42 protein-coding genes are annotated in these 26,706 nt (G+C 44.3%); 5 read left to right on the top strand and 37 right to left on the bottom strand.

Features of this window, described 5'->3' with window-relative positions; genetic code table 11:
• Positions 1-2 precede the first annotated feature (2 nt).
• From VIS94_13150 to VIS94_13140, 3 genes are read right to left on the bottom strand one after another with little or no spacing between them, the layout of a single operon-like run.
• On the bottom strand, positions 3-1,010 hold the full coding sequence (locus VIS94_13150) for a transketolase C-terminal domain-containing protein (GenBank protein ID HEY9162017.1): 1,008 nt from the start codon (positions 1,008-1,010) through the stop codon (positions 3-5).
• A gap of 17 nt (positions 1,011-1,027) precedes the next feature.
• Positions 1,028-1,870, bottom strand: a complete 843-nt coding sequence (locus tag VIS94_13145) for a transketolase (GenBank protein ID HEY9162016.1) — start codon at positions 1,868-1,870, stop codon at positions 1,028-1,030.
• Between the two features lie 44 nt (positions 1,871-1,914).
• Positions 1,915-2,553 (bottom strand): TetR/AcrR family transcriptional regulator, encoded by a 639-nt coding sequence (locus VIS94_13140; protein HEY9162015.1) that lies wholly within the window; start codon positions 2,551-2,553, stop codon positions 1,915-1,917.
• A gap of 216 nt (positions 2,554-2,769) precedes the next feature.
• Between VIS94_13140 and VIS94_13135 the strand changes: the two genes are divergently transcribed.
• From VIS94_13135 to VIS94_13120, 4 genes are all read left to right on the top strand, one after another.
• On the top strand, positions 2,770-4,959 hold the full coding sequence (locus VIS94_13135; GenBank protein HEY9162014.1) for an aldehyde ferredoxin oxidoreductase C-terminal domain-containing protein: 2,190 nt from the start codon (positions 2,770-2,772) through the stop codon (positions 4,957-4,959).
• Entirely contained in the window at positions 4,937-5,881 is a 945-nt protein-coding gene (locus VIS94_13130; GenBank protein ID HEY9162013.1) for an adenylate/guanylate cyclase domain-containing protein, read from the top strand. The genes VIS94_13135 and VIS94_13130 overlap by 23 nt, the downstream gene beginning before the upstream one ends.
• 19 nt (positions 5,882-5,900) lie before the next feature.
• Positions 5,901-7,040, top strand: coding sequence for a metallophosphoesterase (locus tag VIS94_13125; protein ID HEY9162012.1), 1,140 nt, complete (start codon positions 5,901-5,903; stop codon positions 7,038-7,040).
• Positions 7,041-7,140: 100 nt separating this feature from the next.
• Entirely contained in the window at positions 7,141-8,130 is a 990-nt protein-coding gene (locus tag VIS94_13120) for a nitronate monooxygenase (protein ID HEY9162011.1), read from the top strand.
• A gap of 66 nt (positions 8,131-8,196) precedes the next feature.
• Here VIS94_13120 and VIS94_13115 read toward each other — a convergent pair whose 3' ends face one another.
• The 3 genes from VIS94_13115 to VIS94_13105 are packed head-to-tail and all read right to left on the bottom strand — an operon-like array spanning position 8,197 to position 11,536.
• The gene (locus tag VIS94_13115; GenBank protein ID HEY9162010.1) at positions 8,197-9,246 is read right to left on the bottom strand and encodes a nitronate monooxygenase; all 1,050 of its coding nucleotides are present in this window, start codon (positions 9,244-9,246) and stop codon (positions 8,197-8,199) included.
• A 52-nt stretch (positions 9,247-9,298) separates the two neighbouring features.
• The gene (locus VIS94_13110; GenBank protein ID HEY9162009.1) at positions 9,299-10,267 is read right to left on the bottom strand and encodes a DUF6206 family protein; all 969 of its coding nucleotides are present in this window, start codon (positions 10,265-10,267) and stop codon (positions 9,299-9,301) included.
• A 9-nt stretch (positions 10,268-10,276) separates the two neighbouring features.
• Positions 10,277-11,536 carry an aminotransferase class III-fold pyridoxal phosphate-dependent enzyme gene (locus VIS94_13105; GenBank protein HEY9162008.1) on the bottom strand — a complete coding sequence of 420 codons (1,260 nt, stop codon included), beginning with the start codon at positions 11,534-11,536 and terminating at the stop codon, positions 10,277-10,279.
• A gap of 389 nt (positions 11,537-11,925) precedes the next feature.
• On the opposite strand from VIS94_13105, the gene VIS94_13100 reads away from it, so the two are divergent.
• The gene (locus VIS94_13100; GenBank protein HEY9162007.1) at positions 11,926-12,129 is read left to right on the top strand and encodes a cold-shock protein; all 204 of its coding nucleotides are present in this window, start codon (positions 11,926-11,928) and stop codon (positions 12,127-12,129) included.
• Positions 12,130-12,489: 360 nt separating this feature from the next.
• On the opposite strand, the gene rplQ is transcribed toward VIS94_13100, so the two are convergent.
• The 31 genes from rplQ to tuf all read right to left on the bottom strand — a co-directional run.
• Positions 12,490-12,876, bottom strand: a complete 387-nt coding sequence (gene rplQ / locus VIS94_13095; protein ID HEY9162006.1) for a 50S ribosomal protein L17 — start codon at positions 12,874-12,876, stop codon at positions 12,490-12,492.
• 9 nt (positions 12,877-12,885) lie between these two features.
• Positions 12,886-13,923: a DNA-directed RNA polymerase subunit alpha gene (locus tag VIS94_13090; GenBank protein ID HEY9162005.1), complete on the bottom strand. Its 1,038-nt coding sequence runs from the start codon at positions 13,921-13,923 to the stop codon at positions 12,886-12,888.
• Positions 13,924-13,943: 20 nt separating this feature from the next.
• The gene (gene rpsD / locus VIS94_13085) at positions 13,944-14,570 is read right to left on the bottom strand and encodes a 30S ribosomal protein S4 (protein HEY9162004.1); all 627 of its coding nucleotides are present in this window, start codon (positions 14,568-14,570) and stop codon (positions 13,944-13,946) included.
• Between the two features lie 12 nt (positions 14,571-14,582).
• Positions 14,583-14,975 carry a 30S ribosomal protein S11 gene (rpsK, locus tag VIS94_13080; GenBank protein ID HEY9162003.1) on the bottom strand — a complete coding sequence of 131 codons (393 nt, stop codon included), beginning with the start codon at positions 14,973-14,975 and terminating at the stop codon, positions 14,583-14,585.
• Between the two features lie 17 nt (positions 14,976-14,992).
• A complete protein-coding gene (gene rpsM / locus VIS94_13075; GenBank protein ID HEY9162002.1) occupies positions 14,993-15,361 on the bottom strand; it encodes a 30S ribosomal protein S13 in 369 nt (122 codons plus the stop codon).
• Between the two features lie 11 nt (positions 15,362-15,372).
• Positions 15,373-15,486 carry a 50S ribosomal protein L36 gene (gene rpmJ / locus VIS94_13070; GenBank protein HEY9162001.1) on the bottom strand — a complete coding sequence of 38 codons (114 nt, stop codon included), beginning with the start codon at positions 15,484-15,486 and terminating at the stop codon, positions 15,373-15,375.
• 12 nt (positions 15,487-15,498) lie between these two features.
• Positions 15,499-15,714 (bottom strand): translation initiation factor IF-1, encoded by a 216-nt coding sequence (gene infA / locus VIS94_13065; GenBank protein HEY9162000.1) that lies wholly within the window; start codon positions 15,712-15,714, stop codon positions 15,499-15,501.
• A gap of 14 nt (positions 15,715-15,728) precedes the next feature.
• Positions 15,729-16,376 (bottom strand): adenylate kinase, encoded by a 648-nt coding sequence (locus tag VIS94_13060; GenBank protein ID HEY9161999.1) that lies wholly within the window; start codon positions 16,374-16,376, stop codon positions 15,729-15,731.
• Between the two features lie 17 nt (positions 16,377-16,393).
• Complete coding sequence (secY, locus tag VIS94_13055; protein ID HEY9161998.1) at positions 16,394-17,677, bottom strand: preprotein translocase subunit SecY; 1,284 nt, start codon at positions 17,675-17,677, stop codon at positions 16,394-16,396.
• A 44-nt stretch (positions 17,678-17,721) separates the two neighbouring features.
• Entirely contained in the window at positions 17,722-18,159 is a 438-nt protein-coding gene (gene rplO / locus VIS94_13050) for a 50S ribosomal protein L15 (protein ID HEY9161997.1), read from the bottom strand.
• A 5-nt stretch (positions 18,160-18,164) separates the two neighbouring features.
• Positions 18,165-18,347 (bottom strand): 50S ribosomal protein L30, encoded by a 183-nt coding sequence (rpmD, locus tag VIS94_13045; GenBank protein ID HEY9161996.1) that lies wholly within the window; start codon positions 18,345-18,347, stop codon positions 18,165-18,167.
• Positions 18,348-18,376: 29 nt separating this feature from the next.
• The gene (gene rpsE / locus VIS94_13040; GenBank protein ID HEY9161995.1) at positions 18,377-18,874 is read right to left on the bottom strand and encodes a 30S ribosomal protein S5; all 498 of its coding nucleotides are present in this window, start codon (positions 18,872-18,874) and stop codon (positions 18,377-18,379) included.
• A gap of 15 nt (positions 18,875-18,889) precedes the next feature.
• The gene (gene rplR, locus VIS94_13035) at positions 18,890-19,255 is read right to left on the bottom strand and encodes a 50S ribosomal protein L18 (GenBank protein HEY9161994.1); all 366 of its coding nucleotides are present in this window, start codon (positions 19,253-19,255) and stop codon (positions 18,890-18,892) included.
• Positions 19,256-19,266: 11 nt separating this feature from the next.
• Entirely contained in the window at positions 19,267-19,812 is a 546-nt protein-coding gene (gene rplF, locus VIS94_13030; protein HEY9161993.1) for a 50S ribosomal protein L6, read from the bottom strand.
• An 11-nt stretch (positions 19,813-19,823) separates the two neighbouring features.
• Positions 19,824-20,216, bottom strand: a complete 393-nt coding sequence (gene rpsH, locus VIS94_13025; protein HEY9161992.1) for a 30S ribosomal protein S8 — start codon at positions 20,214-20,216, stop codon at positions 19,824-19,826.
• A gap of 10 nt (positions 20,217-20,226) precedes the next feature.
• A complete protein-coding gene (locus VIS94_13020; protein ID HEY9161991.1) occupies positions 20,227-20,412 on the bottom strand; it encodes a type Z 30S ribosomal protein S14 in 186 nt (61 codons plus the stop codon).
• Between the two features lie 4 nt (positions 20,413-20,416).
• Positions 20,417-20,956, bottom strand: a complete 540-nt coding sequence (gene rplE, locus VIS94_13015) for a 50S ribosomal protein L5 (protein ID HEY9161990.1) — start codon at positions 20,954-20,956, stop codon at positions 20,417-20,419.
• Between the two features lie 9 nt (positions 20,957-20,965).
• The gene (gene rplX / locus VIS94_13010; GenBank protein ID HEY9161989.1) at positions 20,966-21,298 is read right to left on the bottom strand and encodes a 50S ribosomal protein L24; all 333 of its coding nucleotides are present in this window, start codon (positions 21,296-21,298) and stop codon (positions 20,966-20,968) included.
• Between the two features lie 11 nt (positions 21,299-21,309).
• Positions 21,310-21,678, bottom strand: coding sequence for a 50S ribosomal protein L14 (gene rplN, locus VIS94_13005; protein ID HEY9161988.1), 369 nt, complete (start codon positions 21,676-21,678; stop codon positions 21,310-21,312).
• Between the two features lie 18 nt (positions 21,679-21,696).
• Entirely contained in the window at positions 21,697-21,951 is a 255-nt protein-coding gene (rpsQ, locus tag VIS94_13000; GenBank protein HEY9161987.1) for a 30S ribosomal protein S17, read from the bottom strand.
• Complete coding sequence (gene rpmC, locus VIS94_12995) at positions 21,951-22,136, bottom strand: 50S ribosomal protein L29 (GenBank protein HEY9161986.1); 186 nt, start codon at positions 22,134-22,136, stop codon at positions 21,951-21,953. The genes rpsQ and rpmC overlap by 1 nt, the downstream gene beginning before the upstream one ends.
• Positions 22,123-22,548, bottom strand: coding sequence for a 50S ribosomal protein L16 (gene rplP / locus VIS94_12990; GenBank protein HEY9161985.1), 426 nt, complete (start codon positions 22,546-22,548; stop codon positions 22,123-22,125). The genes rpmC and rplP overlap by 14 nt, the downstream gene beginning before the upstream one ends.
• 18 nt (positions 22,549-22,566) lie before the next feature.
• Positions 22,567-23,214 (bottom strand): 30S ribosomal protein S3, encoded by a 648-nt coding sequence (gene rpsC, locus VIS94_12985; protein HEY9161984.1) that lies wholly within the window; start codon positions 23,212-23,214, stop codon positions 22,567-22,569.
• A gap of 14 nt (positions 23,215-23,228) precedes the next feature.
• A complete protein-coding gene (gene rplV, locus VIS94_12980; protein HEY9161983.1) occupies positions 23,229-23,561 on the bottom strand; it encodes a 50S ribosomal protein L22 in 333 nt (110 codons plus the stop codon).
• Positions 23,562-23,564: 3 nt separating this feature from the next.
• Positions 23,565-23,852, bottom strand: coding sequence for a 30S ribosomal protein S19 (gene rpsS / locus VIS94_12975; GenBank protein HEY9161982.1), 288 nt, complete (start codon positions 23,850-23,852; stop codon positions 23,565-23,567).
• Positions 23,853-23,855: 3 nt separating this feature from the next.
• Positions 23,856-24,677 carry a 50S ribosomal protein L2 gene (rplB, locus tag VIS94_12970; protein HEY9161981.1) on the bottom strand — a complete coding sequence of 274 codons (822 nt, stop codon included), beginning with the start codon at positions 24,675-24,677 and terminating at the stop codon, positions 23,856-23,858.
• Between the two features lie 2 nt (positions 24,678-24,679).
• Positions 24,680-24,970, bottom strand: a complete 291-nt coding sequence (locus VIS94_12965) for a 50S ribosomal protein L23 (protein HEY9161980.1) — start codon at positions 24,968-24,970, stop codon at positions 24,680-24,682.
• A complete protein-coding gene (rplD, locus tag VIS94_12960) occupies positions 24,970-25,590 on the bottom strand; it encodes a 50S ribosomal protein L4 (protein HEY9161979.1) in 621 nt (206 codons plus the stop codon). The genes VIS94_12965 and rplD overlap by 1 nt, the downstream gene beginning before the upstream one ends.
• Positions 25,591-25,594: 4 nt before the next feature.
• The gene (gene rplC / locus VIS94_12955) at positions 25,595-26,224 is read right to left on the bottom strand and encodes a 50S ribosomal protein L3 (protein HEY9161978.1); all 630 of its coding nucleotides are present in this window, start codon (positions 26,222-26,224) and stop codon (positions 25,595-25,597) included.
• Positions 26,225-26,242: 18 nt separating this feature from the next.
• Positions 26,243-26,551, bottom strand: a complete 309-nt coding sequence (rpsJ, locus tag VIS94_12950) for a 30S ribosomal protein S10 (protein ID HEY9161977.1) — start codon at positions 26,549-26,551, stop codon at positions 26,243-26,245.
• Between the two features lie 14 nt (positions 26,552-26,565).
• Positions 26,566-26,706: elongation factor Tu (tuf, locus tag VIS94_12945; GenBank protein HEY9161976.1), on the bottom strand; the 141-nt coding region annotated here is incomplete at its 5' end.

Below are 26,706 nucleotides of genomic sequence, written 5' to 3'. Positions count from 1 at the left end.
CTTTATGCCTCGTCTTCCCAGTTCTCATCCTCTTCGATTTCCATCTTGAGAAGGGCGCCGACCGTCTCGACTATTCCGTCGGCATCGAACTTGTAGTAATGGTAGAGGTCCTCCGGGTAGCCGACTATTGCGAAAACATCGGGTACTCCCAGACGTTTGAAAGCGCAGGCCTTGCCGCTTTCGACTATGACTTCAGCGACAGCTGAACCCAGACCACCCATGATGCTGTGATCCTCTACCGTTATTATGCGCCGCGTTTCCGTGACAGCCTCAAGAATCGCATCCTTGTCTATCGGCTTTATCGTATGCATGTTGATAACCCTTGCCTCAAGCCCCTGGGACTTCAATACCTCGGCGGCCCTCATGCTCTGAAGCACCCCGACTCCGCAGGCGATAAGGGTGATGTCCTTGCCGTCCCTCATCTTGATCGCCTTGCCTATCTTGTAATCATAGTCCTGAGTCTTGTAGACAGGAGGTTCAAAACCACGGCCAATCCTTATATAAACAGGGCCGTCAATCTCCATTGCCGCAACAACCGCATTACCCGTCTCAAAACCGTCGGCAGGTGCGATAACCGTCATGTTCGGAAAAGAGCGCATCACTGCAAGGTCTTCCGTGCAGTGGTGAGTCGAACCTGCCTGCCCGAATGAAATGCCCGCATGTGTTGCTATTATTTTGACATTGAGCTTCTGATAGCAGATGTCGGTCCTTACCTGCTCTGCGCTCCTGAGCGATGCGAAAGCAGCCATCGTAGATACAACCGGCAACATGCCTGACTGTGCAAGGCCTGCCGCCATGCCGAACATGGTGTTTTCGGCGATGCCTACATTGATAAACTGTGCAGGAAATTTTTTACCGAATCGTCCAATCTTTGTGGAGCTTGCAAGGTCCGCAGTAATTGCCACTATGTTTGAATATTTATCTCCAAGCTGTGCGAGAACTTCGCCGTATATTTCCGCCTGTGTTAATTTGTCACCATCAGTTACTGACCAGCTCATACCTTCAGCCATGATTTACCTCCTAATCCTTATAATTCGCAATAGAACTTGTCCAGGCATGCGAGAGCCTGTTCTTTAAGGTCGCTGTTGATTCCGCCGTAATGCCACTGGGATTTGTTTTCAAATAGTTCAACCCCTTTGCCCTTTATCGTATTGCAGATAATTACGGTAGGCTTTCCTTTGTTCGCCTGGGCTTTTTCGATTGCATCGCCGATCTGAGCGAAATCATGACCGTCTATCGTTATAGTCTCCCAGCCGAATGCCTGGAACTTGGCGTCTATCGGTTCAAGTGAGGTTATATCTTCTGTCGGGCCGTCAATCATGAACTTATTGCGGTCAACAAAGAGTGTCAGATTGTCGAGTTTATGATGCGTGGCAATAATTGCCGCTTCCCAGTTGGTGCCTTCACAGAGTTCACCGTCTCCGACCATGCAGTAAGTTCTGTAAGACTTTTTTTTCATCTTGGCGCCGATTGCCAGACCTACCGCTATTGCCAGCCCGTGTCCGAGTGAACCCGTGGATGCGTCACAACCCTTAACTTTAAGGGAATCAAGGTGCATTCCGAAAGGAGAACCGGTCTTGTTGAAGTTCTTCAGGAGGTCCTTGTCAAAATACCCCTTCTCGCCAAGGACCGCCGCCCAGCCTACCCCGCCGTGACCTTTGCTGAGAATGAACCTGTCCCGGTCTTCCCATGCCGGATTTGACGGATCGATGTTCATGTACTTCCAGTACAGGGCGACAAGAACATCCGTCTGTGAAAGTGATCCGCCGAGATGTGACCCGCCGCAGGTAAATGTGGTTTCAACTATCAGTTTCCTGATATCCCACGCCTTCTTTCCTAATCCCTTGATTTCCTCTTTTGTTAACGGCATTAAAACCTCCTTTCCCTTATCTGTTCAGGGATAAATTATTCGTTTCAGGGCCTGGCCCCGAAAATCTTCCTGCATATCGATACAGTATCGTCGATCAGTTCCTCGGGAGTTTTTCTTCCTTCCAGAAACGTATCAAGTCTTATCTTCAGATATAGCGAAATCTGCGAAAAAGAAAACATCATAAGATTGTTGTCCAGAAAATAATTTGCAGCGTCAATATCAACATCGGGATGCACATGACCGGAAGCGATTCCGTCTTCGATAATCTTCTTGAAAAAGGTATGCCCTACTTCCTCTATAGTCTTGGCATACTTTTTTGAAAAACTGTCCATGCTTGAAGACAGCAGAGACATGTAAATCTGCAGCGACTGAGGATTTTCTTTTGAAAAATCGAGAGCAGCCAGAAATATGGACTTTATCTTCTCAAACGGGTCATTGCTCTTGTCAAGCCTGCTCATGAATGTTTCGTTCAATATGCCTATCCCCATTTCAAGGGTATCGCAGAAAAGCTCTTCCTTGCTTGAGAAATATTTATACATCGCACCGATCGATATTCCGGCCTTGGATGCTATTGTATTGATATTGGCCTTATAGTAGCCGTTTTTCGCAAATTCCTTCATGGCTATTGACAGGATCATCTGCTGTTTTTCAGGTGCTATGCGTTCGAATGTGCCTCTTGCCATTATGAATGTAACCCCGTTAAAAAAGTTTTTTTACTGATAGCGAGCGACTGCTCGCTCACTACATGATGACAGATTCATTGTCAAGAACAATATCATTCATAGCCTTTCATAATTAATTGACAGTTTTCAGATCTTATCCTAATGTCCAATTTCTTGTATAAATCAAACGCTTGTTGAATTTTAAGACATAAAATAACATGGAGGTTTTTGAAACTTATGCATTATTCAAAACAGCAGCTTGTTCATGGATATTCGAACAGGTATCTCGATATTGATCTTGATATGGAATCTGTCACCATAAAACCGATAGACCCTGCGGTAAGGGATTATTTTATTGGCGGCAGGGGGATGGGACTATATTTCCTTCATACCCATACTTCTCCGGGAATGGATGCGTTCGATCCGAAAAATCCGCTGATATTTTCACCCGGACCACTTGGTGGAATTCCTCAGTTCCCAGGCACTGCAAAATGTATGGCTGTTTCACTTTCTCCTCTTACCCATGTACCCGGCGTATCCAATTTCGGGGGACATTTCGGCGCCTTTCTGAAATATGCCGGTTTCGACACCCTGCTCCTGACCGGGAAAAGCAAGACAGACTCCATGATTATCATAGATGCATTAAACGGCGAAATATCAGTCGTGGCTGCTCCTTCTATCGACCTGGTTTTCGATCTCGAGAAGAATATCGCAGATATGTTCACAGCTCAGGGTTTTGAAAGAAAACAAATCGTGTTCGTTACAACGGGAACAGGTGCGGCAAAAACCAATTACGGCTGCATCAACAGCCATTATTTCGATCCTACAAAACCTGCAATTGACGGTTCTAAAGGAATCTGGCGAGCCAAACAGGCAGGCCGGACTGGGCTGGGTACTGTGATGGCTGATAAAAAAATCAGGGCCATTGTAATCCTTGCAGATTACCCGAAAGGGGAAAACCCGTACGGAGCGGCGGATTGGGAAAAAGTAAAGGAATCCGGACACAAACTCAGCAAGGTAGTCCACGAGGTGGACCCTCACTCACTTCAAATGCACAGAAAAGGAAGCGCGGGACTCATTTCATTCATGAACAGAAATTCCTACTGCTCGCTTCCGGTAAGGAACTACCAGTATGGTACAGATGCTAATGCTGATAAAATATGCGGTAAATTCTATGCAGAGCACCTCTTCGAACACAGCGGCAATGACGGCTGTTTTCCGGGATGCAATCTCAGATGCACAAAAGGCGGTTTTGTAACACTCAAGTCGGGTGGTAAAAAAGGCTTGAAGGTCTGGGTTGACGGCCCCGAGTATGAAACAGCAGCCGGATTCGGTTCAAATCTTGGAATTTTCGATCCTGAATTCATCATGGAGGCAAACTGGTACTGTGACGATTACGGCATCGATACAATAACCGTTTCAGTCATAATGGCTTTCATCATGGAATGTTTCCAGAGAGGTTACCTTACAAAAGATGACACCGGTGGATTCGAACTGAACTGGGGTGATTCACATGCTGCAGCCGAATTCATACACCAAGTGAGCCTGCAGGAATCCGAACTTGCAAGTATCGCTGGAAAGGGAATGCTGGAACTTGTCGACTGGGTCGCAGAAAAGTATGTGCAGAGAACCGGAGAACCTAATCCAAGGCATGAACTTGAGCTTTTCGCAATGCATTCAAAAGGGCTTCCTTTTTCCCTGTACAGAACTCACCGTTCCCTGTCCATGCAGGGGTCTTATGCAGCGGCAAGTGACATCGGGGCGCACCATGCCGCAGCCTGGCTTATTAAAGCCGACCTGCTCGGAGCTTTTCCTACCCCAGAGCACAAGGCTCGTGCTCTCATAACATATCCACGTGTCAGGCTCGGCAACGACAATCTGGGGCTTTGCAAACTTCCCTGGGTCGACGTTTTCAATCCCGATTCTGAAAAGTTCACAAATACGGACATATATATAAATCCGGCCTCTCAGGAATTTTATGCAGGCTTCTATAACGGCATGATGGGAACGAATATGACCTGGGAACAGATATTCGAACAGACCGACCGGGACATAAACCTTCAACGTGTGATGAACGTGATGGCTTACGGAAAGGAAACAGGGGCTCATGACTGGATACCCGACCGTGCAATAGGCCCTACTACGGACAGTCTTTATGAAGCAGAAATGGAATATAATGATGAAGAAGTCTCCCGCATAACAGGCAAAGACCGCTCCATTGCAAATCAGATGAGTGTAGCGGAGAAAAGGGCTATCCTCATGAACAGCAGGAAAGACCGCCTGAAAAATCTTGTCCAGTCATATTACGATGCCAGGGGATGGACTTCACAAGGTATCCCCTCTATTGAAACTCTGAAAAAACTGGGCTTGTGGGATTTCATCAATGATTATACAAAGGAGCGTCTTGCAGAACTTCTATGCTCATGATTATATCCCGATCATGGCAAGGACAGATGATATTCTGACAATACTTTTTGTCGACATATCGGGAAGCACCACCCTTTATGAAACCCTGGGCGATGAAGCCGCACACTGCATTATAAATGAATGTCTTTCAATGCTTGCTATAACCGTACAATTGCATGACGGTGAAATCATAAAAACAATGGGTGACGGCTTAATGTGCTCTTTTAATGATGCAACCAATGCAGCGGATGCAGCCATAGCAATGCATGAGCTCAGGGACCAGATTGAGGAAAGGAAGGCGGACGGGCATATTGTTCCTGATATAAGGATAGGTTTTCACACAGGCCCCGTACTGCTTGTACAAAGCGACATCTTTGGTGATACGGTCAATATCGCCGCAAGAATGGTTTCTCTTGCAAAACCAAGACAGATCGTTACAACCAAACAGACTGTAAATATCCTCCCTGATTTTCTTAAAGAGAAGGCCGGATTTTTTGACAGGACCATAATTAAAGGCAAAGGCGGAGAATTCGACATATATGAAATCGTCTGGGAAGAAAGCAATAAAACAGTCATTTTGAAGGCCGAACAACCAAAGCAAGAATATGGAAATATTATGAATATCGTTTCAGCAGAAAAGAAAGTAAGCATTGACAGATCAAACCCCACAATAAGCATCGGCAGACAGGGACATAATACAATCACTATTGAAGACACCATGGTTTCACGTTCACACTGCAGGATAGAATACCACAAGGGGAAATTTATATTTATCGATCATAGTACGAATGGCTCGTACATTCACAATGATGACGGGAATACTGCTTATGTCCATAATGATGAATGCGAGCTTGTAAGCAGCGGTTATATATGTCTGGGACAGGACTGCAGACAGGATTCCAGGCTATCCATTACATTCAGACTTTTGAGGAAAATACCGTAATACAAAGGCTTATTTTTCCATGAAACTTTTTATCCTGATATATTTTGCTTTTTACGGATCAATGCATGCCTATGCATTTTTCAAAGCCAGGGCGGCATTCGAATTCGGCAGAACCGCAGGCTTGCTTTCCGCAGTCTTCATGACATTAATGATGCTAGCCCCGATTATCACAAGAACTCTCGAACATGCCGGGCATAATACTGCAGCAATAGCCTTTGCATATACGGGTTATATATGGATGGGGGCGCTGTCAATATTCGTAATGATCGCCATAATAATAGGTGTTTACAGGCTGATTGTATTTGGAGCCGGAAATTTTTTCATAAGAAACACCGATGCGTTTATTCCTTCGGCTTTCATGGCCTTCATCATTCCGTTATTCCTGGCCGTCATCCTGACCGGATACGGTATTTATGAAGGCCTGCATATAAAGACCGAACATTTAAGAATATATACCGAAAAGATTCCACCATCGGCAGGCAGGATAAGGATTGTCCAGATATCGGATGTCCATCTTGGCCTTATGTCGGGAAAATTGAGGCTGGAAAATATAATCAGATCCATCAGAAATTCCAACCCGGATATCCTTGTCTCGACAGGTGATTTGATCGATGGCCAGCTCGACAACATCGCAGACAATATAAAATTGCTTGACCGGATAAACCCGAGACTCGGTAAATTTGCAGTTACAGGCAATCACGAGGTTTATGCCGGACTCGGACTTTCAATAAGGCTTACCGAATCCGCCGGCTTCAGAATGCTTAGAAATGATGACGCCGGTGCCGGGAATTACATCGTTATAGCAGGCTTCGACGACAGGGGACATTCGCTCTCGAAAAGCTCGGATACAAAAATGGAAAAAGACCTCCTTTCAAGACTTCCCAAGGAAAAATTCATCATAGTCCTCAAGCATAAACCTGAAATAGATCAATCATTATACGGACTTTTTGACCTTCAACTTTCAGGTCATCTTCACGGCGGGCAGATATTTTCCTTTGTTCCTCTGCTCAGGATTGCCTATCCCTATGTTTCCGGACTTTATGAATTACCGGAAAAAAGCAGAATCTATATCAGCCGAGGCTCAGGCTTATGGGGACCGCCGATGCGTGTCTTTGCTCCGCCGGAAATAACGGTAATCGACCTGTTTCCTGTAAGATAACCATCCATTAAGGAGATGTTTTTTATATTCGAATGTTTACCTTGACATGCCAGGCAAGTTTGGCCAAACATATCGTTAAACTGGTTTTATCGGAGGAAGTATGATTAAAACTGCTATCACTGAAATGTTCGGGATAAAATACCCGATAATATGCGGGGCGATGATGTGGCTTTGCAAGCCCCAGTTGTGTGCTGCCATTTCAGAAGCCGGCGGTATGGGCAATCTTACTGCGGCAAATTATGAAACAGAACAGGATTTCAGGAATGCGATAGCAGAGGTCAGAGAATTGACAGCCAAACCTTTCGTAATCGGGCTGACCCTTCTCCCTTCCATCAGGATTACATCCGAACACCATCAGATGTATATCAAGGTCTGTCAGGAGGAAAAGGTTCCGGCAATTGAAGTATCAGGTACTCCGCTGGACAAGGTAGCCGGGGAGGATGGCGTAAAGAGACTCAAAAAGGCAGGGGTCAGACTTTTCCATAAGGTGGGATCGGTCAGACATGCCGTTCATGCGGAAAAGGCCGGTTATGATGGTGTATATGCAGCAGGGCTTGAAGAAGGCGGGCATCCCCTGAGTGATGACGTCACGACAATGGTTTTAACGCCGCGTATAGCTGAAACAGTCAGGATTCCAGTTGTGACGGTGGGAGGCATAGCGGATGGAAGAAGCATGGCTGCAGCACTTACGCTGGGAGCACAGGGCGTCATGATGGCAAGCCGTTTTATCGCAACAAAGGAATGCATGGTCCATGAAAACATAAAGCAGGAGATCATTAACCGGCAGGAGAATGATACCCGGATATTCGGCAGATCAATCGGCCTTCAGGGAAGAGCCCTTATCAATAAGGTTATCGAAGAGGTATTAGAGATTGAATCCACGGGCGGCGGACTCGACAAGCTTATTCCATTAATCTCAGGCCCCCGTATAAAACAGGCATGGGAAGAGGGTAATGTCGATATGGCACCTCTAATGGTAGGCCAGTCCATAGGACTTATTCATGATATACTGCCTTGTAAAGACCTGCTTATTAAAATGCATAATGAGGCAAACGCCGTACTGAAAAAGACCAGAAACCTGTTTAATTAGACCGCTTCTTGAATATACAGAGAATTTCAAAGGGGTTTGCAGAGACATTCTGCAAGCCCCTTTAACTTATTGCTTCATTAATCCTGAGAGTCTGACAGAGACCTCTTCAGCCTCTTTAACCATCCTGTCCATAAGCTCTGCAACACTCGGCACGTCCTTGATCAGACCTGTGTCCTGCCCTACAGGAAGAACCCCGTCTTTTATATCGCCATCCTCGGTAGCCACCCTGATAGCTTTGAATGCATTCGCCATGAATGCGAGCTGCATGGCATTCTTCATACCTGAAGCAAGAACACCTATAAACAGCTTGATATAAGGCAGGTGGAGCTGCTTCGCAATGGCTGCTGAATTAGGTATGGCCTCTATCATCTTCTTTATATTGAGACCATTCCGAATAGCATCATGTGCAGCCGGGGTATCAAGTACGCGGCAGCCCAGCCCGTCGAATCTTGTTGAATAAAGCGTATCATAGACATCTTTTTCAATGGAGAGCTTCTTGAAGTTATCATGAAGCGGACTTTCTTTCGTCGACATCAGGCGCGTGCCCATTGCCACACCTTCGGCACCAAGTGCAAGAGCTGCTGCCAGTCCGCGGCCATCAGCAATACCTCCTGCGGCTATAACCGGAATCTGTACGGCTGAGGCTATTGTAGGTATGAGTACGAAGGTTGTCACATCGCCGCCGTGAGCCGCAGCTTCATGGCCTGTTACTATGACACCGTCCACACCGTAGTCCTGTGCCCGTTTTGCATGCCTGTGGTTTACAACGGTTGCCAGCACCTTGCCACCGTATTTATGCGCCTCTTTAACTATCCAGTCTCCTTTGCCCAGAGCAAAATTTATTACCGGCACATTTTCTTCAAGGGCAACCTTGGCATTATCTGAAGCCCCGGGAAAAAGAAGTGATGCATTTATTCCGAAAGGCTTATCGGTCAGGCTTTTTATTTTTTTGATTGAAGTTCTTGTCTGCTGTGCATCCAGCGGACCCGTAGCCAGAATTCCCAGCCCGCCCGCATTGGATACTGCAGCAACCATTTCCGGTACGCTTATCCAACTCATGCCGGAAAGCAATATCGGGTATTTTATTCCAAGTGATTCGGTAATTCGCGTCTTCATAAGAACTCCTTAAAGTGTTTTCAAATTACTATATACTAAAGACCCGAATTTGTCAGCGCTTGATATTCCCTGGAAGTATATAGGGGTAGGGTTTGTTCATAATCTTCAAGTGCAGGAATCTGTCAAATTTTCTGAATGCCAGATATAACCGCCAGATGAGTGCATCTTCCTTATAATAATCATCAACCTCTTTAACAGTAAGAGGTGGAATACCCAGCGATGGACATTCACAGGCAAAAAAAGCATTTGCCGTTTCAACAAGCGCCGGTATTACTTCTTTTCTCTGTTCCTTGTGAAAATTTGCAATCAGATCAATTGCAACTTTCCTGAAATCGTAATACCGGTTCATCACATCATCAAGAAAAAAGAGCCTGATCATCCATCTCAGAAATGATGGGGTACTCCTTAGAAAGAGCTCGGGATTAAGCCTCTCCCTGCCTGAATTTTTCATGAGAGGAGTGCTGGTATCTAGGTAAAAAAGCCTCGTTTTTTCAGTGATTTCCATTCCCGCAGACCACCCTGCAACCGCCCAGTTTGATATCTGTCCGTCGATACCGACTTCATTTCCAGGATTTGCTCTATTGTAATCAAAGATCCTTTTAATTTCTCTCAAAACCAGAAGGATCAGCATATTGACGGAAGCAGCATCAAGAGAATGTATAAGAGAATTGCATATTGATTCTGAGGGCAGCCTTTTCTGTGCGTTATAAATGACCAGATTGCCTTTATCGGGAACTACCATGACCGAGGCAAAGGCCGGAATAACGAGTCCGATCCTGCTCAGAAGTTCATTATATTCGTTAAAAAGAACTTCGTATTCCCTCATCTCTTCACTATTAAAAAAAATCGGCATCCTTTTATAGGCAAGTTCTTCCTGTCCCGGTTCATCAATAACGAATATTGTGCTCATCTCTCCATAGCCTATTATCCTTGCAGGAATCGTGCTTTTGTCAGGATGAAGAGGATTCAGGCCTTTTTCGAATTCCGAAATATAACTGCTGCTTATCTGCTCTTTGATCATTACGTCCCCCTATTTCAATCCAAGAAGATTTTCAGCATCGGAAAGTGATAAATCAAGTCTTTCAATAATTTCATCAGCCAATGTATTGTCAATAATAAGCGGTGGAAGGAGCTGGCTTATACGCTTGTCATTGTTTGCATAAATGCTAAGAATACCGTTGTCATAGCATGTCCTGGTCATCACAGGCCCGCACATGTCATTTACCATCTCAAAGCCCATCATCAGCCCAAGCCTTCGCAGGCCTGTAAGGATTCCCGGATGTCTTTGCACGAGTTCGTCAAAGCCTTTTGCAATCCTATCTGAAATGTTCACGACGTTTTCAAGAAATCCGGGTTCTGATGAGATCTCCAGGACCTTCATTGCAACGGGGCACCCTACCTCGGCGCCTCCGAAAGTGGATATATGGATAAAAGGGTTTGCATGGAAAAACGTCTGAAGCTCTTTGGTAAAACAGGTGGCGCTAATAGGATATATTCCACCTGAAAGACCTTTGCCAATAACCATGATATCGGGTGAAACACCAAAATGTTCAATGCCCCAGAGCCTCCCAGTCCTGCCAAGACCTGTCTGAACTTCATCTATTATTAGCAGCGAATTTTTCTTTTTACATACGTCCTTAACATATGAAAAATAATCTCGATCAGGAACCGGCATCCCGAGTGTGGCTGGAATTGTTTCGAATATTACCGCTGCAGTATTTTCATCCACAGCCTGAGCAACTGCCTGTTTATCATTGAAAGGAATCTGAATGAAACCAGGCTGATTGGGGCCGAAAGGGGCTCTGTACTGTTCATCGCCGGTTGCAATTGCAAAACCCGTATGACCGTGATAGCCACCGTTTGCGGATATTATTTTCTGTCTGCCGGTGTAGCCTCTTGCAAGCTTGATAGAAAGATCGATAGCTTCACCGCCACCTGAACCGAAAACCGTGTAGGTAATACCTTCAGGAGTAAGTTCAGCAAGCCTTTCGGCAAGTATTGCCCTTTGTTCGCTTATCAGGTGATGATTGCCGATATCGAGTTCATCAAGCGCATTTTTGAGAGCTTCTATAATCTCTGGGTTTCTATGTCCGAGGTTGAATACACCACCATTGCTGTGACAGTTGATAAGCCTTTTGCCGCTTACTGCATCCCAGATAAACGGCCCCTGCCTTTTACCAAATACAAAGTCAATGCCGACGCTTTTAAAAAATTCAGCCTTGCCTGAAGAAACATATGCCCCAAACCGGTTTATAATCCCTTCCTTTGTATCCCTTCCTGTATAGCCCATAATCACCTCATTTAATCCTGTAAAATAATTTAAATAATATCTTTATGATATGTGTAATCAAGGGTCTGTAAATAAATTACATATATTGTTGCATAAATATTCTTAACAATTCTGACTACATTCTTGCCTGCTGAGATTTATAAAATAACATTTGTTCCACAAGATGTGCGACTGCAGACTGTTTGTAAAAAATATTATTAGCTTGACAATATCCCTGTGCTTACGTAAAGCTCCCAAACAACTGAGATTCGAAGTAATCCAATACCGAAAATGACCTTCAACAACATCTCGATGATCCTATTCGGCAATTGAAATAAGTCGTCTTTCAGAAATACAAGAAGAGTTTGTATACTCATTGCCTGGGAATACAAACCATACAAGAGGTTAACATGGCTAACGGAACAGTAAAATGGTTTAATGAGCAAAAGGGTTTTGGTTTTATAACTGCAGAAAACGGTCAGGACGTATTTGTACATTTCTCTGCCATAAAAGCCGATGGGTTCAAATCACTCAACGAAGGTGATCGTGTATCTTTCGAGATAACAAACGGCCCCAAAGGGCCTCAGGCAACTAACGTAAGCAAGGCAAAATAATCCTTTAAGCGGCGGCTTAGTGCCGCCCTTTTTAAAATTTATGGGAAATAAATCACATCACACTTTTAAAAAAAATGAGCGCGAAAAGATCAAGCGCCAGAAAAAGGCTGATAAAATCGCCAAAAGAATTGAACTCAAAAAGATCAGATCTGAATTACTCCCACGGGAAGACGGACTTGATCCTGACATCGCAGATATAATCCCCGGTCCTCAAACCCCTTTGGAAGAGGTTTAGATTTACACCATGAAAACTGCTACTACTTTTAATGTGTATCTTCAACTTGTGATGTTTTATATAACAAATAAAGCCCTCCAATATTTCTAATGGAAGGCTTTACCGGAATACAGATGGTTTACTGATCAGGATTTTTTCTCTGCCGCTTCGGTTTTTGCTTTGTCGACCCACTCCATTATTACCATGGGTGCATTATCACCTTTGCGATTAGAGGATCGGATAATTCTTGTATAACCTCCATTCCTCTCTGCAAATCTCGGCCCGAGATCCTTGAACAGCTTCCCAAGGGCTTCCTTTGTTTTTACTGTCACTGCCGCCTGACGTACTGCTGCCAGATTTCCTTTTTTTCCGAGCGTTATCATACGGTCAGCAATCTTTCTTAGCTCTTTTGCCCTTGTCACAGTTGTTGTGATTCTTTCATGGACAATCAGAGAAGTAACCATATTTTTCAGCATGGCCTCCCTGACGTCAGTCTTCATACCTAATTTTCTTCCTGATATACGGTGGTACATGATTTCCCCCTACTTGCTCTCCTCTTCTTCCATCCTCTTTCTTCTGGACTCGATCTCATCACGGCTAGGCAGATCGGGCAGCTTTATTCCGATATGTAATCCCATTTTTGCCAATTTTTCCTTTATCTCTTCAAGCGACTTCCGGCCGAAATTCTTTGTTCTCAAAAGTTCAGCCTCTGTCTTTTGAACAAGTTCATAAATATATGTCATGTTTGCGTTCTTCAGGCAATTCGCAGACCTCACAGATAACTCGAGTTCTTCAACGGTTCTGAATAGATTTTCATTAAGTCCTTTGTCCGCCTTCTCCGCCTCGATCTTCCTCTCAATCTCTTCTTCCTGGAAATTTATGAAAACATTCATATAATCTTTCAGAATCTTGGCTGCATATGCCAGCGCATCTTCAGGTTTCACAACACCGTTCGTAGATATCTCAAGAGAGAGCCTGTCATAGTCTGTTCTTCTTCCCACAATAGTAGGCGTTACATTAAAGGCAACTTTTCTCACTGGTGAGAATACTGCATCAATTGCAATCCATCCTGCTGTATCGATTTTTTCTTTGTTGAGTTCAGCCTGTACATATCCTCTCCCATATTCAACACGCATTTCCAGTTTCAGCACTGTATTGTTTTCTATTGTTGCTATTATCTGATCCTTATTGATTACCTCTATGTTTGCACCGGTATCAATATCGCCTGCTGTAACAACACATGGACCCTGCTTTTCAAGAGTTACCAACTGAGGTTTATCAGAGTGCATCTTCAATACAACTTTCTTGAGATTGAGAATAATATTAGTTACATCCTCAAGAACCCCAGGGATGCTGCAGAATTCATGCACAACATTCAGTGAGTCATCAAATTTAACACCGATAATTGCCGAACCATAGATTGAAGAAAGAAGTATTCTTCTCAATGAATTACCAATGGTTACACCAAAACCTCTTTCAAGCGGCTGGGCATTAAAGCGGGCGTATGTCTCTGAATGCGTTGATTCTACTATCTCCAGCTTTCCGGTTGGAACTATTTCTTTCCAGTTCTTCTCTATCATCCCTTATATCCCGCCTTAAGTTATTTAGAGTAGTACTCAACAATTAATGTTTCCTGGACTTCCATAGGCATATCTTTTCTTTCCGGTATAGCTTTGACAGTTCCCTTCTTTGCTTCCCTGTCAACATCAAGCCATTCCACCCTACCCCTTGATTCACTCATTTCAAGGGCGTTTTCGATGGTTGCAAGTTTCTTACTCTTCTCTTTTACTTCTACTATATCGCCGGATTTAATCTGATAAGATGCAATATCAGTCTTTCTGCCGTTAACACGGAAATGTCCGTGATTAATCAGCTGCCTTGCTTCATTCCTGGATGATGCAAAACCCATCCTGAAAACAATATTATCAAGCCTGCTTTCCAGAAGCTGCATCAGCAGCTCTCCGGTCTGGCCTGTTCTGCTCTTGGCGATATCATAGTAATGTTTAAATTGAGCTTCACTCACCCCATAAGAGCTTCTTACTTTCTGTTTTTCTCTGAGATGGATTCTGTATTCACTGGTTCTAATTCTGCCCTGTCCATGCTGACCCGGGGCGTAATTTCTGTGCTCAAGGGCACATTTATCCGTATAGCACCTCTGACCTTTCAGGAAGAGTTTCGTTCCTTCCCTGCGACAAATCTTGCAAACTGGGCCTGTATACCTTGACAAGACACTCCTCCTTTATACCCGACGTTTCTTTGGCGGCCTGCAGCCGTTATGCGGGATAGGTGTAATATCCCTGATTCCAGAAATCCTTATTCCGCTTGCATAAATGGCTCTTAAAGCCGATTCCCTGCCACTGCCAGGGCCTTTGATATATGCGTAGACTGTTTTAATACCTGTCTCAAGTGCCTTCTTACATGCCTCCTGTGCCGCAACCTGGGCTGCAAACGGTGTGCTCTTCCTTGATCCCTTGAACCCCTGCGAACCGGCGCTTGACCATGCAATAGTGTTTCCCTGCGGGTCGGTTATGGTTATGACGGTGTTGTTAAATGTTGCCTGAATATGTGCAGCTCCTTCAGAAATATCCTTCTTTACCTTCTTTTTTACTGTTCTCTGTCTTGGATTCGCCATTGCAATTTCCCCTTAGGCTATTTCTTTTTGCCGACAACAAGGCGCCTCGGCCCTTTTCTCGTTCTGGCGTTATTGTGTGTATGCTGCCCCCTGCAAGGCAAACCTTTACGATGACGGATACCCCTGTATGAGGCAATGTCCATCAGCCTTCTTATGTTCATGGACACATCACGCCTGAGATCTCCTTCCACAACCATGTTGGCGCCTATATAATCTCTTATGAGAGCCACTTCATGTTCTGTCAGGTCATCACTTTTTTTGCCAGGATCCACCTTTGTTTCTTCCAGGATCTTTTCAGCACTTGTCCTGCCTATTCCGTAGATATAGGTCAGCGCGATCTCAATCCTCTTGTTCCTTGGTAAGTCTACACCTGCAATTCTCGCCAATTGCCGCCTCCTTAACCTTGTCTCTGATTGTGCCTAGGGTTTGTGCAGATCACACGTATAACCCCGCTGCGTTTAACTATTTTACAATTTCTGCATCTTTTCTTTATTGATGCCTTAACTTTCATATAACACCTGCCTTACTTTGTCCTGTATACTATTCGTCCCTTACCGGGATCATACGGTGATATTTCAACTTGTACCTTATCTCCGGGAAGTATTCTTATGTAATGCATCCTCATCTTCCCAGAAATATGCGCCAGTATCTTGTGTCCATTACTTAGTTCCACCAAAAACATGGCATTGGGCAGCGGTTCTATTACTGTTCCCTCTGTCTCAATTACGTCTTTTCCCATATAATAAAGCTTTATTATCCGATTGCTGCTGCAATAGCCTTTTCCACATCTTCCATAGAACCTGTTCCGTCAACCTTCCTCACAATTCCTTTCTTCGTATAATATTCAATAAGCGGTGACGTCTGATTATGATAATTTGTCAGTCTCTGTCTGATTGTTGCTTCCTTGTCGTCATCTCTTATATACAGTTCGCCTCCACATTTGTCGCATTTTCCCTCGACCTTCGGCTTATATGTCACCATGTGATGCATATTGCCGCATGCGCTATCACGGCAGGTAAGTCTACCGGTCAGCCTGCTTACCAGAAAATCATCAGGAACGTCAATCACTACGACGTGATCAAGTTTTGATCCGGATTTTTCAAGAAGTTCGTCAAGAGCTCTGGCTTGTTCAAGAGTCCTTGGGAAGCCGTCAAGTACATATCCTTTAACACAGTCATCTTTCTTCAGCCTCTCGCCGACAACCCCGATAACCACCTCATCAGGTACCAGACCGCCTTTATCCATATATTCTTTAGCTTTAAGACCCATCGGTGTACCTTCTTTAACTGCTGCCCTGAACATATCTCCCGTTGATATCTGCGGCACGCCAAGACGGTCTATCATTCTTTTTGCCTGAGTTCCTTTTCCTGCACCCGGGGGTCCAATCAGAATTATATTCATAAGTCCTCCTGTTATATTTAACCGCGCCTGGATTTAATGCGGCCCATTTTCAATAATCCCTCGTAGTTTCTGGATATCATATGTGACTCTATCTGGCTCATCGTATCAAGAGCGACTCCGACAACAATCAAGAGAGACGTTCCACCGAAATAAAAGGGTACATTGGCCCATGATGTCAATATTGATGGCAGTACGCAAACTACGCTCAGATATAATGCACCCACAAGAGTAAGTCTTGACAGCACCTTGTCAAGATAATCCGATGTTGCCTTACCCGGTCTGATGCCAGGAATATATCCGCCATACTTTTTAAGGTTCTCTGAAACATCAATCGGATTAAAGACGACTGCAGTGTAAAAGTATGTGAAAAATATAATTAAGACTACATATATAAGGTTATAAATAATATTTCCCCTTGTCAAAATATGAGAAAAAGTCTTCATCCATGCAACATTAGGAAAAAACTGAGCAATGGTTGCAGGGAAGACTATCAGCGATGAAGCGAATATCGGAGGTATAACACCTGAAGTGTTCAGCTTGAGCGGCAAATGTGTATTCTGTCCGCCATAAACGCGTCTTCCCCTGATCTGCTTCGGATACTGAATCGGTATCCTGCGCTGAGAAGTTTCCATAAAGACGATACCGGCGATGGCGGCAACTGCAATTATTATGACAAGAAGTAGTGCAAAGAGGGAAAGTTCACCTGTCCATGCGAGTCTTCCTGTATTAATTATAGCCTGAGGAAGCCTTGCAACGATTCCTGCAAATATGATCAGAGAGATTCCGTTTCCAATCCCCCGCTCTGTTATCTGTTCTCCAAGCCACATCAGAAAGCAAGTTCCTGCAGTAAGAGTAAGCGTCGAGATTATTCTGAAAGCAAAACCCGGATTATATGCAACCGTATCGCCGCCTGGCCCCTGCATGGATTCGATACCCATTGTCATGAAGTAACCCTGAACAAGACATAGTGCCACTGTTAAATACTTTGTATACTGGCTTAATTTCTGTCTGCCCGATGGTCCTTCCTTCTGAAGCTGTTCGAATCTTGGATAAACCATCCCCAGCAGTTGAACGATGATCGAGGCGCTTATATATGGCATGATGCCCAGGGCAAATATCGACAGGGTCCTTAAACCTCCGCCCGAGAACATGTCGAACATACCAAGAAGCGTACCGGACTGAGCCTCAAACCATTCCTGCATCATGGCAACATTTATACCCGGAGTCGGGATGTGTATTCCAATACGGTATACAAGCAGCATTGCAAGTGTAAAGACAATCCTTCTTGTCAATTCAGACATGTTACCTTTTACATTTTCAATTGCAGAGGCCACTTATTACTCCTTTAAAGAGTTTCAAATTTTCCGCCGGCCTTTTCTATCTTCTCGATTGCAGCCTTTGAAGCCTTGTCCAGCTTTATCGTCAGTGCGATATTTATCTCGCCGTCTGCGAGAAGTTTAACCATACCTTCTTTTCTTAAAATCCCATTTTCAATCAAAGCAGCTTTATCTATTACGCTTCCTGATTTAAAACTTGACAAATCCTTAATATTTACAGCAACATATTCCTTCCTGAATGGATTTTTGAATCCTCTTTTCGGAAGCCTTCTGTAAATGGGCATCTGTCCGCCTTCAAACCATCCCGGTATAGAAGCTCCTGATCTTGCCTTCTGTCCTTTATGACCCTTACCTGAAGTCCCTCCTGTACCCGATGCGTCTCCTCTTCCTAGTCGCTTGCTATTCTTCCTCGACCCTGGCGCAGGCGTCAGATTTGACAAATCAATCATATTTATACCTCCTCGCAATCAACAAGGTGGCCGACAATCTTCAAGGCACCTTTTGCAGCCGGCAAATCACTGAGTATTTTTGTACTTCCGCGTTTTCTCAATCCGAGTGATTTCACGGTTTCCTTCTGTTTTTTTGTACAGCCGATTACCGAACCCTTCAGCGTTACTTTTATCTGAGCAGCCACGATCTTTACCTCTTTATTGTATTTTTTCCCTATCCGATTTCCTTGCCGCGCTTTTCAGCAACTTTTTCTTTTGTCTGAAGACGCAACAGGGCATCGAACGTAGCTTGAATAACATTATGATGGTTCCTGGACCCAAGCGTTTTGGCGACAACATTATGAATACCTGCGGCCTCCATAACTGCACGTACAGCATTACCTGCAATTATTCCGGTACCTGTCGGTGCAGGCTTGAGAAGAACCCTTCCTGCACCGCTGATTCCGATTATCGTATGAGGAATGGTTCCTTCAATAATGGGAACATCAATCATGGCTTTTTTGGCAACTTCAACACCTTTGCGAATACTGATTGACACTTCCCTTGCTTTCCCGATTCCATGTCCGACCTTACCATTGCCGTTACCGACAACAGTGAGCGCACTGAATCTGAACCTTTTGCCGCCCTTGACGACTTTGGAAACCCTATTGACAAAAACCACTTTGTCTATAAACTGCTCGCCGCTTTCTTCAAGTATTTCGTAATTTGCCAAAACACCTCTCCTTGTTTAAAACTTCAGGCCGCCTTCGCGTGCCGCTTCGGCCAATGCTTTTATCCTTCCATGATATCTATATCCGCTGCGGTCAAACACTACCTGCTCTATACCTTTTTCTCTGGCTTTCTCCGCAAGCAGAAGACCAACCTGTTTAGCACTTTCCTTCGTCAGACCTTTGATCTTGTCTTTTAATTCAGCGCTCAGGGTCGAAGCAGACGCCAGAGTATGCCCCTGGGTGTCATCAATGATCTGAGTATATAGATGCCGGTTTCCTCTGTACACACACAGGCGCGGTTTATCAGAGGTCCCGTTTATTTTCTTTCTCACCCTCGATTTTCTTAAGCTCAGTGCTTTTTTTGGCGTTATCTTGCTCACAATATTCTCCTTATTTATTTGCCTTTAGCCGCACTCTTGCCAGGTTTTATCCTGACATTCTCATCAAGATACCTGATACCTTTCCCTTTATAGGAATCAGGCGGTCTTATCTTTCTTATCTGGGATGCAACGTCACCTAAAAGCTCATTGTCAATTCCCATCAGATCAATAACACCTTCTTTTGAAACTGCGGCCTTTACCCCATTCGGTAAAGAATATTCGACAGGATGCGAATATCCGACATTAAGGATTAATGAATCACCCTTTGTTTCACCACGGTATCCGATGCCGACTATTTTCAGCCTCTTCACAAATCCTTCAGAGACACCTTTTACCATGTTATTCGTCAGAGCTCTCATCAAACCGTGATAAGCTCCCGTCTGTCTCATTTCATCAAGAGGCAGAAAAGTCAGTGTGTTTCCTTCAATCTTCATTTCCATATTGCCGATCAACTGCTTGGACAACTCCCCTTTGGGTCCTTTAACTTTGATAATATCGCCGTTTAAAGTGACTTTAACTCCATCCGGAATTGTAATGGGCATTTTGCCGATTCGTGACATCTCAAATCTCCTTACCAGACCTTAATCAAGAGTTCTCCGCCAATGTTCAAATCATTCGCCTTGCTGTTGGTCATAATTCCCTTTGACGTGCTTATAATAGATATGCCAAGACCATCCATTACATTGGGAATCTCATCAGCGCCTATATATACCCTTCTACCGGGTTTTGATATTCTATCCATCCCAGTTACAACATGTTTTGAATTGTGATATTTCAGATTGACCCTGAGAATGCCCTGCTTTGAATCCTCAATGAATTTGTAGCCTTTGATATACCCTTCCCTGAGAAGAATATCGGCAATAGCGAGCTTTACCTTTGACGCAGGAATATCAACACTTTCAAGCATTACACCTGCACCGTTTTTAATTCTTGTTATCATGTCAGCTATTGGATCAGTAACCATTTCGCTCCCCTTACCAGCTTGATTTTTTCATACCAGGTATCTCGCCCTTCATGGCCATGTTTCTCAGACAAATTCTGCATATTCCAAATTTTCTGTAATATGCCCTTGGCCTTCCACATATCTGGCAGCGGTTGTACCTTCTAACCTTGAACGCCGGCGTCCTCTTGGCCTTTGCTATTATTGATTTCTTGGCCATTTTACTACCTCCTGAATGGCATGCCGAAAGCAGTGAGAAGGCTTTTCCCTTCCTCATCTGATTCCGCAGTTGTTACAACCGTTATATTCATGCCACGAGCTTTATCAATTTTGTCATATGGTATCTCCGGGAAGACACCCTGATCCTTCAACCCGAGTGTGTAATTTCCCCTTCCATCGAATCCGTTGGGTGAAATCCCCCTGAAGTCCCTCAATCGAGGAAGGACTGCGTTTACAAGCCTGTCAAGAAACTCGTACATGCGCGCCCCTCTTAGGGTGACAGCACATCCTATAGACATGCCTTCTCTCAGCTTAAATGATGCAATGGAATTACGCGCTTTAGTAACCACCGGTTTCTGACCGGTAATAAGTGCAAGCTCTTCAACTGCCTTATCAATTATTTTCACATCCTGGACGGCATCACCAAGACCCATGTTTACTGTAATCTTCTTCAGTGATGGAACCTGGTTGATGTTCTTATACCCAAACTCCTTAATGAGTGCCGGGACGATCTGTTTTCTATAATGTTCAATAAGTCTGGCCATATTACCCTCTTACTTCGCTTCAAGCTCTTCGCCGCAACTCTTGCACACTCTGACTTTTACACCGTCTTCATGAACTTTGTGGCCAACGCGGACACCCTTGTTGCATTTTGTGCAGAAAAGAGCAACATTTGAGATATCAATTCCGGCTTCTTTTTCTACAATGCCGCCCTGAGAATTCTTTGTAGGCTTCTGATGCTTCTTTATCATGTTAATACGCTCTACAAGAACCCTGTCCTTTTTTGTTATCATCTTTATTACCTTACCGCGCTTGCCTGCATTTTTACCAGCAAGGACAATTACAGCATCTCCCTTTTTAATTTTTACAGATTCATGTTTCGGCATTTTCGTTCCCCCTAAAGAACCTCTGGTGCCAGAGAAACAATTTTCATGAATTTCTTAGCCCTCAATTCCCTGGCAACAGGCCCGAAAATACGTGTCCCAACAGGTTCATTCTGATTGTTTAATATAACTGCTGAATTTTCATCAAATCTGATACACGAACCATCAGAACGTTTGAAAGTCTTCGCTGTCCTTACCACCACAGCTTTATGAACATCACCCTTTTTTACCTTTGAATTGGGCATCGCATCTTTAACGCTTACCACAATAATATCACCAAGTGATGCATATCTTCTCCTTGTGCCGCCAAGAACCTTAATACACATTAATTCTTTGGCGCCGGAGTTATCCGCAACTTTAAGCCTTGTCTGTTGCTGTATCATAAAGAGCCTCCGCTAATCCTAGTCCTGCCGCTCAACTATCTGTACAACCCTCCAGCATTTATCTTTGCTCAAAGGCTTGCATTCACGTATCCTTACACGATCACCGGCTTTGCATTCATTCTTTTCATCGTGTGCCATGAATTTTTTTCTTCTGCGGATGTATTTCTTAAACACAGGATGTTTTTCAAGTCTTTCGATTGTTACAACAACTGTCTTTTCCATCCTGTCGCTGGAGACAATTCCTTCAAGCTCCATCTTCCTAGACTTTTCCATTACTGCCTCTCCCTGATGATAGTGTTTATCCTTGCTACATCACGACGGAGTTTTACCAGCTGACTTTTGTCATTCAACTGGGACATTGTATTTTTAAACTTCCCATCCATGATGTCCCTTTTCATCTTCTCCATCATAACAGTGAGTTCCTGATTTGTTTTTTCCCTTATCTTACTGGCCTTCATTTAGACCCTCCCTGAAAGCAAACTTGGTCTTAAGGGGAAGCTTATGGGATGCAAGCCTGAAAGCCTCTTTTGCCTGCTCTATAGTCACACCATCAATCTCAAACATTATCCTGCCGGGTTTAACTACTGCCACCCATTCTTCAGGTGCACCTTTTCCCTTTCCCATTCTTGTTTCAGCCGGCTTCTTGGTGATAGGCTTGTCCGGGAATATTCGTATCCAGGTCTGACCGCCCCTCTTGACATATCTGTTTATTGCAATACGAGCCGCTTCAATCTGTCTAGCTGTAACCCAATGCGGTTCAATAGCCTGAAGTCCGTAACTTCCGAAGGAAACCTTTGAACCTTTCTCCGGACTTCCCTTCATGCGCCCGCGCATCTGCTTCCTGTGTTTAACCTTGCTTGGCATCAACATGGCCTGCTCTCTCCTCTTTTAAGCGTTTGCTTCTTCCCTTCCTTTAATGATTTCGCCATGATACACCCACACTTTAACACCGATTACACCATACATTGTATTTGCTTCAGAAAATCCGTAATCGACATCGGCTCTGAGAGTCTGTAGCGGAACTCTGCCTTCCCGGTACCATTCACGGCGTGCAATTTCAGCTCCAGCAAGTCTTCCGGAACATGCAACCTTTATACCTTGCGCTCCAAGCCTTAGTGCCTGCGAAACGGCCTTCTTCATTGCCCTCCTGAAAGCCACTCTTCTTTCAAGCTGATTTGCAATACCTTCTGCAACTATCTGTGCATCCGCCTCTGGTCTTCTGACTTCTTTTATTTCAAGCATTATCTCTTTATTAACAAGTTTTGCCAGACTGCTCCTTAACTCTTCGGTGCCTTGTCCTTTCCTTCCTATAACAAGTCCAGGCCTGCCGGTATGAATTATTACCTTGACCTTGTTTGCAGCCCTTTCGATAGCTATACTTGATATCCCGGTTCTTTTAAGCTTATTCGAAATAAACTTGCGAATCTTGTTGTCTTCAAGCAGAAGCTCGCTGTAATTCTTTTCTGCAAACCATTTTGCCTTCCATTCCTTCGTGACGCCCAATCTGAATCCGTATGGATGTATTTTTTGTCCCACGAATTACCCCTTTCCTACAGCTCGTCAAGCACAACTGAAATATGGCTTGTTCTTTTAAGTATCCTGGTTGCCCTTCCCTGTGCCCTTGGCATAAATCTCTTCAAGGTCACACCCTCATCAATCTGAATGGTTTTAACAAACAGATTATCCACATCCACCATTCCTGACTGCAGGGCATTTGCTACGGCAGAATTAATAACTTTCGCAACAATACCGGATCGTTTATTCTGCATCAGTTTAAGCATTGTCAGTGCATCGGAAACGGGTTTGCCCCTCACTTCATCCGCAACAAGTCTTGCCTTTCGCGGCGAAACCCTTGTATGTCTCAATATCGCTCTGGATTCCATGATTTACCCCTTCTTCTGAGCTTTCGCTTTCCTGTCAGCGGCATGGCCATAGAACGTCCTGGTAGGTGAGAATTCACCAAGTTTATGTCCGACCATTTCCTCTGTAACATATACAGGAATGAACTTGCGTCCATTATAAACTGCCAGAGTCAATCCAACGAATTCGGGTAATATGGTTGATCTTCTCGACCATGTTTTTATAACCTTGTTCGTGCCGCTTTCCTTGGCCTCGAGCACCTTTTTTAAAAGATGATCATCAATGAAGGGCCCCTTTTTTAATGAACGGCTCACGTTTTACTTCCTCCTCTTGACTATATCCTTGTTTGAACCCTTTGATTTCTTTCTGGTTTTATGGCCCTTTGTTGATATACCCCATGGAGTTACCGGATGATTACCTTTTACTCTTCCTTCCCCTCCTCCATGCGGATGGTCCACCGGATTCATCGCAACACCTCTGACTGTTGGCCTAATGCCTAACCATCTGCTTCTTCCGGCCTTGCCTATTGTTATATTTGAATGGTTCGAGTTTCCCACCTGACCTACAGTAGCTTTGCAGAGTGCGGATACCTTGCGCACCTCTCCGGACGGCATTTTCAGATGTATCTGCCCGCCTTCTTTTGCAAGCACCTGGGCATATGCACCTGCAGAACGCACCATCTGACCGCCTTTTCCGGGTCTCATCTCAATATTATGAACGAATGTACCCAAAGGGATGTTCTGAAGCATCATCGTATTTCCAGGTTTAATATCTGCTTCTTCACTTGCTATTACAGTGCTACCTACCTTTAGTCCTTCCGGCCATATTATATATCTTTTTTCTCCGTCCGCATACTGTATCAGAGATATCCAGGCAGATCGGTTCGGATCGTATTCAATTGTTTTGACCTTACCCGGAATACCTGCTTTGTCCCTTTTGAAATCTATTATCCTGTAAAGTTTTTTACTCCCTCCACCCTGATGTCTTACGGTAACCCTTCCAAGATTATTTCGACCGCTGTTTCTCTTAAGTCTTACAGTTAATGACCTTTCAGGGTCAGTTGCCGTAATCTCTTCAAAAGTGTTGACGGTCATGAACCGTCTTCCGGCAGATGTAGGTCTAAATCCGCGTATGCCCATGATTATACCCCTTCATAAAACTCGATTGTGTCGCCTTGTTTCAAAGTGACCACTGCCTTTTTCCAATCCGATCGAATGTTTTCCCACCGACCGAAACGCTTCTTTTTACCTTTGACAAGTATAGTCCTAACATCTTCAACATGAACCTTGAAGAGCTTCTCAACGGCATTTTTTATTTCAATTTTATTGGCATTTCTATCAACTGCAAAAATAACCTGATTATTGTCCTGCCTCAGCATTGTCCCTTTCTCTGTAATCAAGGGTTTTTTTATGATTGTTGTAATGTCCTTCATCAGCTCAACCTCTCTTCAATTATCTTGACTGCTTCAAGGTCAAGCACCAGGCCCTTGTATTTAAGTATGTCATAGACATTGAGTCCCCTTACATCAAGAACCTTGCTTGTTGCATGATTTCTGGAAACAAGCGACGTTTCAGGTGTCAGCGTTCCTGTAACAACGAGTGCATTGTCTATTCCAAGCTTCTCAAGCGCCTTGACATAATTTTTTGTTTTAATCTCATCGAAAACAATCTTGTCCACAATTTTCAATGCCGTATCACCGTTCTTCATGCTCAGTGCACTTTTAAGGGCCTCTTCTCTGACCTTTTTGGGCAGGTTTTGTTTGTATATTCGTCCATTGGGTCCAAATGTTACCCCGCCCTTTCTCCATACCGGAGAACGATTCGTGCCAGATCTTGCGCGGCCAGTTCCTTTCTGCTTCCAGGGCTTTTTTCCACCACCAGAAATTTCAGATCTTGTTTTTGTCTTCGCTGTGGCCAGACGCCTGTTTGATAACTGCCAGACAACTGCATCGTGTAAAAGATGCGGTTTGACCACTCCACCGAATATCGTTTCCGAGAGAGTTACCTGGCTTACCTTTTCTCCTGACAGATTGAATACATCGACCGTAGGCATGACCTTACACCTCTTGCTTCCTGAGGATTACGAGCTGCCCCCTTGCTCCAGGTACAGCCCCTTTTATAACGATTATATTTTTATCATCTTTAACGTCTATTATTTCAAGCCCGATGACCGTAACCTTTTTTGCTCCCATATGACCGGCCATTCTTTTCCCTTTAATAACCTTGCTGGGATCTGCAGATGACCCTATAGACCCTGCAGTTCTGTGGATTTTAGCGCCATGGCTGGCACGATGACCGCCGAAATGATGGCGTTTTACAACGCCGGCAAAACCTTTGCCTTTTGAAATGCCGGTTATTTTTATGATTTCTCCTGCAGCAAATACAGTTGAAGGTTTTATTTCATCTCCTTCATTCACAGATGAAAGATCATCACATGCAACTTCTCTCAGATGATAAAAACATCCTTTACCTGCCTTCGCGACATGGCCTTTTTCGGGTTTATTCACCCTGGATTCCTTCTTAGGTTCGATAGCAATCTGTACAGCATCATATCCATCCCGTTCGGCTGTTTTTTTCTGTATGACGTAGCACGGTCCTGTCTGAATCAGAGTAACAGGAATGACTTCTCCGTCTTCTCTGAACAGCTGAGACATTCCAAGTTTTTTTCCGAGTATTCCCTTAATCATAATGTCACTCCGGCATCTTTAAAGCTTTATCTCGACATCAACACCAGCAGACAGGTCAAGCTTCATAAGCTGATCAACGGTCTGTTGTGTAGGATCAAGAATATCAAGCAATCTCTTATATGTCCTGATTTCGAACTGGTCTCTTGATTTTTTGTCTACATGCGGAGATCTCAACACGCAGAACTTCTCGATTTTCGTCGGAAGTGGTATTGGTCCTGCAACCCTGGCCCCTGTTCTTCTGGCCGCATCGACTATCTCTTGTACACTCTGATCTATGAGTTTATGGTCATAGCCTTTGAGCTTTATGCGTATCCTTTGAGTCTCCATGTCTGTTTAACTCCTTACTCGATAACCTTAACAATGACGCCAGCGCCTACTGTCCTTCCACCCTCTCGTATAGCAAACCGAAGTCCTTCCTCCATAGCTATCGGATGTATCAGACTCACCTGCATCGTTATGTTGTCCCCGGGTATCACCATCTC

The organism is Desulfomonilia bacterium, from assembly GCA_036567785.1.
Classification (GTDB): domain Bacteria; phylum Desulfobacterota; class Desulfomonilia; order UBA1062; family UBA1062; genus DATCTV01.
Note: the sequence above shows the minus strand (reverse complement) of the source record. Positions and strands in the feature narration are given on the sequence as shown.